General features: G+C 64.1%; 10 protein-coding genes. 6 read left to right on the top strand and 4 right to left on the bottom strand.

The genetic code is table 11. The features are described 5' to 3' along the window. Window positions 1-80: 80 nt before the first annotated feature. Window positions 81-1,115 (bottom strand): ribosome small subunit-dependent GTPase A, encoded by a 1,035-nt coding sequence (gene rsgA, locus AC1DYJ_RS15620; RefSeq protein WP_477289024.1) that lies wholly within the window; start codon window positions 1,113-1,115, stop codon window positions 81-83. 745 nt (window positions 1,116-1,860) lie between these two features. Beyond that, window positions 1,861-2,889, bottom strand: coding sequence for an aldo/keto reductase (locus AC1DYJ_RS15615; protein WP_477289022.1), 1,029 nt, complete (start codon window positions 2,887-2,889; stop codon window positions 1,861-1,863). 185 nt (window positions 2,890-3,074) lie between these two features. Between AC1DYJ_RS15615 and AC1DYJ_RS15610 the strand changes: the two genes are divergently transcribed. From AC1DYJ_RS15610 to kdgD, 4 genes are all read left to right on the top strand, one after another. Beyond that, a complete protein-coding gene (locus AC1DYJ_RS15610) occupies window positions 3,075-4,151 on the top strand; it encodes a substrate-binding domain-containing protein (RefSeq protein ID WP_477289020.1) in 1,077 nt (358 codons plus the stop codon). A gap of 107 nt (window positions 4,152-4,258) precedes the next feature. After that, window positions 4,259-5,332 (top strand): ABC transporter permease, encoded by a 1,074-nt coding sequence (locus tag AC1DYJ_RS15605; RefSeq protein ID WP_477289018.1) that lies wholly within the window; start codon window positions 4,259-4,261, stop codon window positions 5,330-5,332. Further along, window positions 5,329-6,156 carry an ATP-binding cassette domain-containing protein gene (locus tag AC1DYJ_RS15600; protein ID WP_477289016.1) on the top strand — a complete coding sequence of 276 codons (828 nt, stop codon included), beginning with the start codon at window positions 5,329-5,331 and terminating at the stop codon, window positions 6,154-6,156. The genes AC1DYJ_RS15605 and AC1DYJ_RS15600 overlap by 4 nt, the downstream gene beginning before the upstream one ends. A gap of 79 nt (window positions 6,157-6,235) precedes the next feature. Beyond that, complete coding sequence (gene kdgD / locus AC1DYJ_RS15595) at window positions 6,236-7,168, top strand: 5-dehydro-4-deoxyglucarate dehydratase (RefSeq protein WP_477289014.1); 933 nt, start codon at window positions 6,236-6,238, stop codon at window positions 7,166-7,168. 48 nt (window positions 7,169-7,216) lie between these two features. On the opposite strand, the gene AC1DYJ_RS15590 is transcribed toward kdgD, so the two are convergent. Continuing rightward, the gene (locus tag AC1DYJ_RS15590) at window positions 7,217-7,942 is read right to left on the bottom strand and encodes a FadR/GntR family transcriptional regulator (protein WP_477289012.1); all 726 of its coding nucleotides are present in this window, start codon (window positions 7,940-7,942) and stop codon (window positions 7,217-7,219) included. Between the two features lie 152 nt (window positions 7,943-8,094). Here AC1DYJ_RS15590 and AC1DYJ_RS15585 point away from each other — a divergent pair, with 152 nt between their 5' ends. After that, window positions 8,095-8,925, top strand: a complete 831-nt coding sequence (locus AC1DYJ_RS15585) for an NAD-dependent epimerase/dehydratase family protein (RefSeq protein WP_477289010.1) — start codon at window positions 8,095-8,097, stop codon at window positions 8,923-8,925. 4 nt (window positions 8,926-8,929) lie between these two features. On the opposite strand, the gene AC1DYJ_RS15580 is transcribed toward AC1DYJ_RS15585, so the two are convergent. Next, window positions 8,930-10,525, bottom strand: coding sequence for a GMC family oxidoreductase (locus AC1DYJ_RS15580; protein ID WP_477289008.1), 1,596 nt, complete (start codon window positions 10,523-10,525; stop codon window positions 8,930-8,932). 218 nt (window positions 10,526-10,743) lie between these two features. Here AC1DYJ_RS15580 and AC1DYJ_RS15575 point away from each other — a divergent pair, with 218 nt between their 5' ends. Further along, window positions 10,744-11,814 (top strand): sugar ABC transporter substrate-binding protein, encoded by a 1,071-nt coding sequence (locus AC1DYJ_RS15575; RefSeq protein WP_477289006.1) that lies wholly within the window; start codon window positions 10,744-10,746, stop codon window positions 11,812-11,814. Window positions 11,815-11,882 lie beyond the last annotated feature (68 nt).

The following is an 11,882-nucleotide window of genomic DNA, read 5'->3' as shown; positions in this document are numbered from 1 at the left end:
AAGATAGCGCGGCTATCAATACAGATAGGCCTGGAATACCCGCCGGACCTCCCGAATTTCTCGTCGTGGAATTTGGTCGTTCAGCGCCGCTTGCCGCGAGCGCCGGGAGAGCCAGGAGATTTGTTGCCGCGCGGGCCGCTCTGAACCGGCGTGTTGCCCTGGTTTTCCTCGGATAGTTTGCGCCAGCGGGCCAGGCGCTCGGGATCGAGCGTACCAGCCTTCAAGGCAGCCTGCACCGCGCAGCCCGGCTCGTGGACATGGGTGCAGTCGCGGAACTTGCACAGCGGGGCAAGCTCGGTGATTTCGGCAAACAGCGTGTCGATGCCAGAGGCGACGTCGCTGACATGCAGCGTGCGCATGCCCGGCGTGTCGATCACCCAGCCGCCGCCGGCAATGGCGTGCAGCGATCTGGCGGTGGTGGTGTGGCGACCCTTGGCATCGTGTTCCCGGATGCCGGCGGTCTGTTGCGGCGATTGCTGTGCCGATCCGGCCAGCGTGTTGACCAGCGTCGATTTGCCGACGCCGGAGGAGCCGACCAGCGCCACCGTCTGGCCCGCGCCGCACCAGGCGGCAAGTGCTGTTGCGGCATCGGCGACGCGTGGGTTCAGCATCACCACGGCCAGTCCGCGCTGAAGGGCGGCGGCCTGCGTTCGATACGCCTCGGCGTCGTCAGCCGTATCGGCCTTGGTCAGCAGGATCACCGGTGTCGTTCCGGCCTCGTTGGCCAGCGCCAGATAGCGCTCGAGCCGGGCGATGTTGAAATCGGCATTGCAGGACGTGACGATGAACAGCGTGTCGACATTGGCCGCTGCCAGTTGCGGCACCCTGCCGCCCTGCGTGCGACGCTCCAGCACCGTCTTGCGGGTCAGGCGCCGGCGCAGCAGGTACGTATGGGGCTCGACGAGCACCCAGTCGCCGACGGCATAGTCGCCGGTGTTGGCATTGGCCGGCAGCGTCAGATCCGCTGGCCCTGCCAGAGACAGGCCGGCCAGGCGGTCACGGTGCACCGAGGCGATGCGCGTCGGGACGAGATTGGCCTCATCGGCTTCAAGCTGATCGCTGAAGAAATCCGTCCAGCCGAGACTTGCGAGCGTGGCCGTCACAGCTTTGACCAAGGCGTCACAGACATCGGAAGGATCCTTGACACATGGCTGCGGACAACAGCCTCTCGGGCGATGATGCGAGCCGTTCTATGGGCGGCGTGGCGATGTTTGGCAAGCCGGGCGATGCGGACAGGCGAGCCGTTTCCCGATCCGTTCGTGGACAAAAGCAGTGCGCCGCGCCAGGAAAGAGAAGAAACCGCCGCAGCCATAGGCTCCGTCGGCGCTCGCAGTCTTCGTAAGGGGAGGGAGGGGATGGCCGGCGCCACAGGGGGSGGGGGGTTGGGATGGGGTTGCCTGAAGCACCGGCCAAAGCGGGACAAGTCCCGCGCTCAACAAGGTATCAGAGGTTGGATCGGTTCATATGGTGTGATCGCGGAACTGGCGCAAAAGCGCTTTCGCATCGCCGCTTCGATGCCGCCAAAGGCCGCGCAACCGGGGGTTTCCGGTGGGTTGTACGGGTTGCGCAAGTAGCGGTTGAAGGGCTGGCGACGGCTGTCGTTTGGAGTGTTGGTTCGGGCATCAAGTTCTCAATAGCAGGCAGGGCAATCGCATAGCCGAGGCTTTCGCTCTACGCGAATACCCCCACCCCTAACCCCTCCCCACAAGGGGGAGGGGGACCCGGTAGGCGCCGATCTCCGCAAATCGCCGACGTTCGACGCCAAAAAGGGATGGCACGCGGCAGCGTTCCCTCCCCCTTGTGGGGAGGGGTAGGGTGGGGGTCCCTCTTCGCAAGTATCTTTATGCGATTGCCCAACGCTCAAGGCGTTGGCGCGTCCGCTTCGATCAGTCCGGCCTGCTTGAGATCGGCCCACAGCGCCGGCGGAATGGTCTCCCGGAGATATCCCAAATTCTGCTTCAGCTCTTCAGCCGAGCGTGCGCCTGGAATGACGCTCGACACCAGCGGATGGCCGAGTGGAAACTGCAGGGCTGCCGCCGGCAGCGAAACCTTGTGGCTGGCGCAGATCGCCTCGATGCGGCGCACGCGCTCCAGCACCGGCTCCGGCGCCTCGCGCGTGTTGAAGGTTGCGCCCTTCACCGCGCCCGTTGCGAGAATGCCGGAATTGTAGGGACCGCCGATGATGATCCTGGTGCCGCGCTGTTCGCAAAGCGGCAGCAAGGTCGCCAGCGGCTCCTGCTCCAGCAGCGTGTAGCGGCCGGCGAGCAGGAAATAGTCGAAGGCGCCGGCGACGACGAAGTCGGACAGCATCTGCCACTGGTTGATGCCGACGCCGACCGCCTTGATGACGCCTTGCGAACGCAATTCGTCGAGCGCCGGATAGGCGCCGTCCATGGCTTCCTTGAAACGGCTCCTGGCATAGGGATCTTCGCCGGGGCCGAAATGGATGGCTTCGTCGGGATCGTGGATCGAGATCATGTCGACATAGTCGGTGTCGAGCCGCTTCAACGTGCCTTCGAGCGAGCGCATCACGGCATCGCGCGAATAGTCGAACTCGGCGCGGAAGGCGCCGGGCTGATCCCACAGCGCCGGCTTCAAGTCTTCGGGCGGGATCGGCACGAGGTCGTAGCCGATCTTGGACGAGATGACGATGTCGGCGCGGGGCAGCGACTTGATGGCGAGGCCGAGACGCGTCTCGCTGACACCGAAGCCGTAGACGGGTGCTGTGTCGAAATAGCGGATGCCGTTGGCATAGGCCGCCTGCACGGTGTTGACCGCGGCGTCGGTATCCACGGCGCGGTACATGTTGCCGAGCCCCGTGCCGCCGAGCCCGATCGTCGTCACCTTCAGGCCGCCCTTGCTGACAGCCCTGAATTCGATTTCAGCCATGTTCTCTTCCTGTAATTCCTGATCGTCCTTCGCGGCGACCCTGCGGCCGCCTTCCCGCGCCGTTCAGATCGGATGCGTCCGTCCCGATTTCGGTGGCGAAAGACCATTGACACAAAAGTTGTCATATAACAATGTAATCAGACGACAAATGTAGCGACGCCTACAAAACGACAAGGGAGGAACGCATGGACGACGACACGAAAAATCAGATGGCGGCGATCAGCCGGCGCAGCGCTTTTGCGCTGGCGGGAAAGCTTGGCCTCGGTGCTGCCGGCCTCGCCAGCGGTCTGGGCGCTGGTCTCGCGGGCGGCATCAGCGCGGCAAAGGCAGCCGATTCATCGCCCGGCCTGCCGAAGAAGCCCTACAAGTTCCACTTCGTCTGCCATGTGACGCTCGACCAGTTCTTCACGCCGACGGTCTACGGCATCCAGGACGCTTGTGCGGCCTTCGGCTGCTCCTATCAGTGGACGGGTTCGCAGAAGAACGTCGTCTCCGAAATGGTCAGCGCTATGCAGACGGCGATCGCGCAGAAGTCCGACGGCATTGCGGTCTGCCTCGTCGACCCGACGGCATTCGACGCCGCCACCGACATGGCGGCGCAGGCCGGCATTCCGGTCGTCGCCTTCAACGCCGACGTGCCGGTCGGCAGCCCCAACAAGCGGCTCTCCTATGTCGGCCAGCCGCTTTACCAATCGGGCTACAATTCGGCGCTGAAGTGGCTGAAGCTGATCCCCAAGGGTGGCCATGTCATGCTGTCGATCGGCGTGCCCGGCTCGCTCAACACGCAGCCGCGTCTCGACGGCTACATCCAGGCGATCAAGGATAGCAACACCGGCGTCACCTACGATGTCGTCAACACCGGCCCGGATCCGGCAACCGAAATCTCGCGCGTCGAGAGCTATTATCTTAGCCACAAGACCGTCAACGGCCTGTTCGGCACCGGCGGTTCCGACACCTATGCCTGCGGTTTCGTGTCCAACAAATACGGGCTGGTGAAGGCAGGCGGCGCGGTTGCCGGCTTCGACCTGTTCCCGCAGACGCTGGACTTCATCAAGGCCGGCGACGTCAACTTCACCACCGACCAGCAGGCCTATCTGCAGGGCTTCCTGCCGGTGCAGCAAATGTATCTCTACAAGCTGTCCGGCGGCCTCGTCGGCCCGGCCAACAGCGACACCAGCCAGGCCTATGTGACCAAGGACAATGTCGACGCCTATGTCGGCAAGTCCCGCTTCGAGGGCCGCTCAGACGTCGAGCCGACCTGACGCGTTCAGCCGCCAACTCCAGCCCTCGCCGCGTCACCTTGAGGTGACGCGGCGAGGGCGCCAGTTGCTGCCGTTCAGGCAGCCGTCTCACAAATCAGGAAGAAAAAGTGCCGCCAAGCAAAACCATAACAGCCGGGAAGGGCGCCGTCGGCGTCAAGGCTCCGCAGACGGCGACGGAAAGGCTGCTCATCTTGCTGTCGCGCTATCGCGAGGCGAGCATCGCCGTCGTCGCCATTGTGCTCGTTGTCTATTTTCAGATCGGCAGCGATGGTGGATTCCTGTCACCGCAATTCATGAGCGTTGTGCTGCGCGACACCGGCCGGCTCGGCCTGATCGCCGCAGCCGAAGTCATGCTGATGATCACCGGGGAGATCGATCTGTCGCTCAGCGCCATCTTCTCGATCGCGCCCTATGTCATGGCCCTGCTGTCGGTCACCTATGGCGTGCCGCTGGTCGTCGGCGCGCTGATCGGCGTGCTCATCGGCATCCTCGTCGGCGCCATCAATGGCATCATCACCGTGCGCTTCAAGGTGCCGTCGCTGATCACCACGGTCGGCATGCTGTTCTTCCTGCAAGGCATCGTCGTCTCGATCTACAACAGCCAGCCGATTGTGGCGCCGGTCGAGCAACCCTTCAACGCCATCTTCGGCCAGAGCCTCTATCAGCCTTCCGACGGGCTGCTGTCGTTGCACGGTATCACCGCCTTCACGCCCTTCCTGTGGGCAGTGGTGCTGGTGCTGGTTCTGGCGCTCGTGCTGTCGCGCACCACCTTCGGCCTGCACACGATTGCCACCGGCTCCAACATCATCGGCGCGCGTGAAATCGGTGTGCGCACCGACCGCATGAAGATCTACAATTTCATGATCGCCGGCGGCTTTGCCGCCTTTGCCGGCATCATCAACACGGCGCAGTTCACCTCAGCCGACCCGCAGGCCGGCAGCCCGTTCCTCACCTTGCAGGCGATCGCCGCCGCGGTCATCGGCGGCACCTCGCTGCTCGGCGGCTCGGGCACCGTTATCGGCGCGCTGATCGGCGCCTTTGTCGTCGCCTCGCTCAACAACGGCCTGGTGATGATCGGCGCCCAGGCGACCGTCTCCGATATCTATCTCGGCGCGGCCATCATCGCCGCCATGATCCTCTCAATCCAGGTCGACCGCCTGCGCACACGGAGGCGCGTATGAACACGCAGACGATACCACCGCTCGCCGCCGACGCGCCTGTCGTGCTGGAGATGAACAACATCTCCAAGAGCTTCGGTGCGGTCACCGCACTCGTCGATGTCTCGATCAAATTGCGCCAGGGCGAAGTGCTGGCGCTGGTCGGCGACAATGGCGCGGGCAAGTCGACGTTGATCAAGATCCTGTCGGGCTTTCACCAGCCCGACACCGGAACCATCGTCTCGCAAGGCAAGGAAGTGCGCTTCGCCTCGCCGCGCGATGCGCGCGCCCAGGGCATCGAAACCGTCTATCAAGACTTGGCGCTGGTCGGCGACCTCAGCGTCTTCCACAACATGTTTCTGGGACGCGAATACCACAAGCGCTTCCTCGGCCTGAACCTGCTCGACAACAGGAAGATGCGCGAACAGGCGCAGCTCTATCTGGACACGCTGGGCATTACGATCCCCAGCGTCAACAGCACGGTCGACCTGCTCTCGGGAGGACAGCGCCAGTGCATCGCGGTCGCCCGCTCGATCTATTCGTCGCCCAAGATTCTGGTGCTCGACGAACCGCTGGCGGCACTCGGCGTACGCGAGAGCGCGCATGTGCTTGGCCTGATCCAGAATTTGCGCCAGCAGCGCCAGGTCTCGGTGATCCTGATCGTCCACAACTACAATCAGATTTTCGAGGTCTGCGATCGCATCAACTTCCTGCATGCGGGCGAGGTCGCGCTCGACGCCTCCACCGCCGACACCAGCGAGGAGGAGTTGATCCGCATCGTCAAGTCGGGCCTCGGCACCAGGGCGATCGAAGCCGCCGCGGCCGAAGTCCGGCCCGGCCTCGTATGAACCAGCCGCCTGCGGCTGCTGCCAAAATCCTTGCCGACAAGAACTCCCCCTTGCCGGCGCCTTGCATGGAGTATTCGCCTTGACGTTCTCACCCACCGAACTGACCAGATCCCTTGGCCGTGGCCTGTTGTCCTTTCCGCTGACCTTTTTCGACGATGACGGCGCCTTCAACGAAGGCGGCTATCGCGCCCATGTCGCTGCCCAAGGCACAGCCGGGGCGAGCGGGCTGTTTGCAGCCGGCGGCACTGGCGAGTTCTTTTCGCTGACGCTGGAGGAATACAAGCGCGTGGTGCGGGCGGCGTCGCAAGAGGTTCCCGATACCATGCCGCTGCTGGCCGGCGTCGGCTACGGCACGCATATGGCGGTGGAGTTCGCCAAGGCCGCCGAAGCCAATGGCGCCGACGGCCTGCTGGTGCTGCCGCCCTACCTCGTCAAGTCGGAGCAGGAGGGCTTGCGCCGTCATCTCACCGCCATCTGCCGTTCGGTCGGCATCGGCGTGATCGCCTATAACAGGGACAATGCCATTCTGACGCCTGAGACGCTCGAGCGCGTGGCGCAGGATTGCCCGAACCTGATCGGCTTCAAGGACGGTGTCGGCGACATCGAACTGCTCACCGCCACGCGCTACCGCATGGGCGACCGGCTGGTCTTCATCGGCGGCATGCCGACGGCCGAAGTTCATGCCAGTGCCGCAGCCGCCATCGGCATGACGACCTATTCCTCGGCGATCTACAATTTCGCGCCGGAGATTGCCCTGCGTTTCTTCAATGCGCTACGCGCCGGGCGTGCGGCCGAAGTCGGCGATCTCATCCGCTCGTTCTTCCTGCCCTACCTCGCCATCCGCAACCGGCGCGCCGGCTATGCCGTGTCGATCGTCAAGGCGGGTGCGCGCATTGCCGGCATCGACTGTGGTCCGGTGCGGTCGCCGCTGCTCGACCTGACCGCGGATGAAGAGCGCCAGCTCGCAGCGCTGATGCAGTCCTGCAAGATGCCGGTCGCGGAACTGGCGTAAAAGCAGATGGATCGGGCGGGTGGATCGAAGACCGGATTTGACGACGTGTCAGGCCGAACCGTCGACCATGCGGCGATAGCGCTCGCGCCCGGCTTCCAGATGCTCGCGCAAGGTGAAGCGGGCGGCCTCGACATTCTGCCGCTCGATCGCCTGGTAGATGCGGCGATGCTCCATCTGGACCTGCTCCAGATAGTGCCGCCGCTGCTCAGGCGTCTCGTCGCGCGGGCGCATCAGCTGGCGCGGAATGAGGACGGGTCCGAGAAAATGCATGAAACGCTCGAAGTAGGGATTGCCGGTGGCCGACGCGATCGCCCGATGAAAGGCGAAGTCGGGCTCGATGGCGCTTTCACCCGCGGCGATCGAGGCGTCGATGGCATCAAGGCAGTCGCGCATGCGGGCAAGGTCGTCGTCGCTGCGCTTCTCGGCGGCGAGGCCGGCGGCTTCCAGTTCCACCGCAAGCCGCAGCTGCAGCACGTTCTGCACTTCGGTCAGCGAATGGAGTTCGTCGGAAATGATGCGGAAGGTGGTGTTGGTCTGGTGGTCGGCGACGAACACGCCGGAACCCTGGCGGCTTGTCACCAGCCCTTCCGAACGCAGCGACGCCATCGCTTCCCGGATCACCGTGCGGCTGACGCCGAATTGCGCGATCAGTTCCTGCTCGGTCGGGAGTTTCTCGCCGCTGGTCAAATGTCCCGCCCGTATTTCGCGCGCAAACCAGTCGGCAACCTGCGCCGTGCGGCTGATCTGCGGGGGAAGGCCAAAGGAACGTTTCATCGTCCCCAAGCAATAAACGAACGGCGTTTCTTGGCAACCCATAATTTGTCTGGTGATATGATAAGATCTTGGACACGTCAGCCGAGCCCAATCTTTATTCGCCTTGCCCCACCGACACGAACATGTCTGCGGGTTCAGCGGAAGGGCAGGGCATGATGATCCCCGAAAAACCGGTACTGTTGACCGGGGCCTCCGGCACGATCGGACGCCTGCTGTCAGCGCGGTTGGCAGCCCTGGGGTGGACCTTGCGGCTCACTGATATCGTGCCGTTGCCGATCCCGCTCCCGGACGGAGCGAGCTTCACCCTTGCCGATATCGAGGACCGGCAAGCGGTGGACGATCTGGCGGAGGGCTGCGGCCTGATCCTGCATTTCGGCGGCATCTCCACCGAGCAATCCTTCGAGACCGTGCTCGGCCCCAATTTCCGCGGCGCCTTCCACATTTACGAGGCGGCGCGCCGGGAGAAGGCGCGGGTGGTGTTTCCGTCTTCGGTGCATGCGGTTGGGCTTTACGAGCGCACCGAGATTCTCGACCAGGACTGCCTGCTCAGGCCGGACGGCTACTACGGCCTGTCTAAGGCCTATGGCGAGATGCTGGCGCGGCTCTATTTCGACAAACATGCGGTGGAAAGCGTGCTCATCCGCATCGGCTCGGTGCTGCCGGAGGTGCCGGACGAACGCATCCTGTCGACCTGGATATCGCATAACGATTTCGTGCGGCTGATCGAGCGCTGTGCTGTAGCGGAAAAGGTCGACTGCTCGGTCATCTGGGGCCAGTCCAACAACAGCCGCGGCTTTTGGCGAAACGATGCCAGGCTGACGCTCGGCTGGGCGCCCCTCGACAGTTCCGACAACCAGGCCGAACGCGTGCGCGGCAAGGTGACCGACAATCCGGTGGTCGAACGGTATCAGGGTGGGAAGTTCATTGTGGTGGATTACAGCCGCGATGGTTTTCCACCGCGGGAGATGTTTCCGGAGGAGTAGCCCCTTACGCCGCCGACGCCTTCCGCCCCGCAATCAGATCCGCCGCCTTCTCGGCAATCATCACCACTGCCGCATTGGTGTTGGACGACACGATGCTCGGCATCACCGAGCTGTCGCAGACGCGCAGTCCCTGCAGTCCGCGCACACGCAACTCGGGGTCGACGACACTGTCGGCGTCGCCGCCCATGCGGCAGGTGCCGACGGGATGGTAGGCGCTCCGGCCATGTTCGCGGGCGAAGGCTTCGAGTGCCTTGCGGCCTTGCATCGCCTTGCCCGGCAGATGCTCACGGCTGATGTATTTCGAAAAAGCCGGCTGCGACAGGATCTCGCGGCTGATTTCGATGCCGTCGATGGCGCGCTCGAGATCGTAGCGCTCGGCGAAGGGGTTGGGGTCGATAACAGGGGCCTCGCGCAGATCCGCCGATTTGAGAGTGACGCTGCCGCGCGAGCGCGGGCGCACGTGATAGGAATTCAGCGTGCAGCCATTGCCGCCGGGGACCGAGCCGATGCCTTCCTCGACGCCGGCGCCGGGCAGGAAATGGAACTGGATGTCGGGCGTTTTCTCTGCCCGGTCGCCCCACCAGAAGCCGCCGGCCTCGACGATGTTGGAAGCGACTGGTCCCTTGCCGAACAGCGCGTATTCGAGGCCGGCCACCGCCTGCCAGCGCTTCTTCTTGTAGCGGTCGATGCCGTGCGGTCCGTTGAGTTCGGCGACGACGTCGACATCCATGTGGTCGTGCAGATTCTGGCCGACGTTTTTCGCATCATGGACTACCTTGATGCCGTGCTGGCCGAGATGCGCGGCAGGTCCGATGCCGGACAGCATCAGGAGTTTCGGCGAGCCGATGGCGCCGGCGGTGACGATCACCTCGCGTTCGGCGCGCAACAATTCGGTGCGGCCATTGGCGATGATCTCGACGCCGATGGCGCGGCCGTTCTCGACGACGACGCGGCTGACGGTGGCGTCGGTGCGCAGCGTCAGATTCTGGCGGCCGATCGCGGGCTTCAGATAGGCAACCGCCGTGCTCGAGCGTTTCCCCCGCCGCGTCGTTGTCTGGTAGAAACCGGCGCCGGCCTGTTCGCCGGCATTGAAGTCGGCGCGGAAGGGCAGGCCGGCCTGCTGCGCCGCCTTGACGAAGATGCGGGTCAGCGGATGCGGCGCGCCGCTGGAAACGCCGAGCGGTCCGTCGATGCCGTGCTGCGCATCGGCGAACGTGTCGTTGCCCTCGGAGCGGACGAAGTAGGGCAGCACGTCGGCATAGCTCCACCCGGCGCAGCCATCGTCAGTCGCCCAGCCGTCGTAATCCTGCGGGCAGCCGCGGGTGAACACCTGGGCATTGATCGAGGAACCGCCGCCGAGCACGCGCGCCTGCGGATAGACCATGGTGCGGCCGTCGATCGCCTTGCCGGGCGCGGTGTCATAACCCCAGATCAGCGGCCCCGACGTCATCTTGAAGAAGCCGACCGGCAGATGGATGTAGCGGTCGGTGTCGGGCGGGCCGGCCTCGAGCACGACGACTGAGACGTCGCGATCCTCGCTCAGCCTGGCAGCCAGAATGCAGCCGGCCGAGCCGCCGCCGACGATGATGTAGTCCGGCATTCTCACTCCCTTTGCCGGGGCAAAATCAGTGCCCCCTTCTCTTGCGTGCGACGATCTCAAGTCGCTTGTGCCGCGTCAAGAGAAAGGGTATGGTTATCGTGTTGAAGGGTTGTCGTACAAGTAGAGGAGCTTGATAACCCGTCGCATGGAAGTCCCGGTCGCGCGCTCCGCGCACCATGCCGGGCGGGAACAGAATTCAATCGGGAGGATTTCGCGACATGAAGGACACGAAGAATTTTACCGTCAACCGGCGCACGCTGATGTTGGGCGCTACCGCCGGCGTAGCGGCGCTCGCCATGCCGAGCGTGCTGCGCGCGCAGGACAAGCCGACGCTGGTGACGTCGATCCGCTCACTGTCCAACCCCTATCACGCGGTGTGGAAGACCGGCGCTGAGGCCTATGCCAAATGGGCGGGGCTGGAACACGTCACGCTGGTTTCGGAAGGCAATTCCGAGAAGGGCATTGCCGACATCAAGGCGATGCTGGCCAAGACCGGCGGCAATATGGTGCTGAATTCCGACCCGAACGATACGCCGGATGCGCGCCCGATCGTCGAGGCCTGCGCCAAAGCCGGCGCCTATGTGGTGACGCAGTGGAACAAGCCGGCGGATCTGCATCCGAAGGATTTCAACCCGAACTATGTTTCGCATATCGAATTCGACGGCATCGACAGCGGCAAGACCATTGCGGAAATCCTGTTCAAGACCATCGGCGGCAAGGGCGGCATCGTCGCGCTCGGCGGCCTGATCTCGACCACGGCGGCGATCGAACGCAAGAAGGGTCTCGACGCGGCTCTCGCCGCCAACCCCGACATCAAGCTGCTCGACTTCCAGGTCGCCAATTGGAAATCGACCGAGGCCTTCGACCTGATGGGCAACCTGCTCACCCGCTTCGGCGACGACATCAAGGGCATCTGGGCCGCCAATGACGATATGGGCTCCGGCGCGCTCGAGGCGCTACGCGCCGAAAACCTCGCCGGCAAGGTGCCGATCGTCGGTGTCGACGGCATCAAGACGGCGGTCGATGCGGTGCGCACCGGTGAGTTCGCCTGCACCGTCACGTCGGATCCGTTCTGGCAGGGCGGCATGGGTCTGGCCATCGGCTACAACGCCAAGATCGGCAAGTTCGACCCGACCAAGGAGCCGCCGGAACACCGCGAATTCTACGGCAAGGCGGTGCTGATCTCGCACGACAACGTCGAGGAGTATTACAAGACCAATGTCGACGCGAAGCCCGAGATCGACTGGAACGATCTGTGGGGCCGGGTGACCGGGGCGATCCGCACCTGATCCATCGGAGCGGGCCGCTCTCCCTGGCGGCCCGCTTCCTCCCGCAGCCGTCGCGATTCCCCCTTGTC

This window comes from Mesorhizobium sp. P2_B11, from assembly GCF_056404855.1.
The sequence above is the reverse complement of the archived record's forward strand: the minus strand, read 5'-3'. Positions and strand labels throughout refer to the sequence as shown.

Coding starts and splice junctions, on each gene's coding strand:
- AC1DYJ_RS15580 (WP_477289008.1), bottom strand. CDS start 10,525: ATGCCGGACTACATCATCGTCGGCGGCGGCTCGGCCGGCTGCATTCTG.
- AC1DYJ_RS15615 (WP_477289022.1), bottom strand. CDS start 2,889: ATGGCTGAAATCGAATTCAGGGCTGTCAGCAAGGGCGGCCTGAAGGTG.
- AC1DYJ_RS15585 (WP_477289010.1), top strand. CDS start 8,095: ATGATGATCCCCGAAAAACCGGTACTGTTGACCGGGGCCTCCGGCACG.
- AC1DYJ_RS15600 (WP_477289016.1), top strand. CDS start 5,329: ATGAACACGCAGACGATACCACCGCTCGCCGCCGACGCGCCTGTCGTG.
- AC1DYJ_RS15610 (WP_477289020.1), top strand. CDS start 3,075: ATGGACGACGACACGAAAAATCAGATGGCGGCGATCAGCCGGCGCAGC.
- AC1DYJ_RS15575 (WP_477289006.1), top strand. CDS start 10,744: ATGAAGGACACGAAGAATTTTACCGTCAACCGGCGCACGCTGATGTTG.
- AC1DYJ_RS15590 (WP_477289012.1), bottom strand. CDS start 7,942: ATGAAACGTTCCTTTGGCCTTCCCCCGCAGATCAGCCGCACGGCGCAG.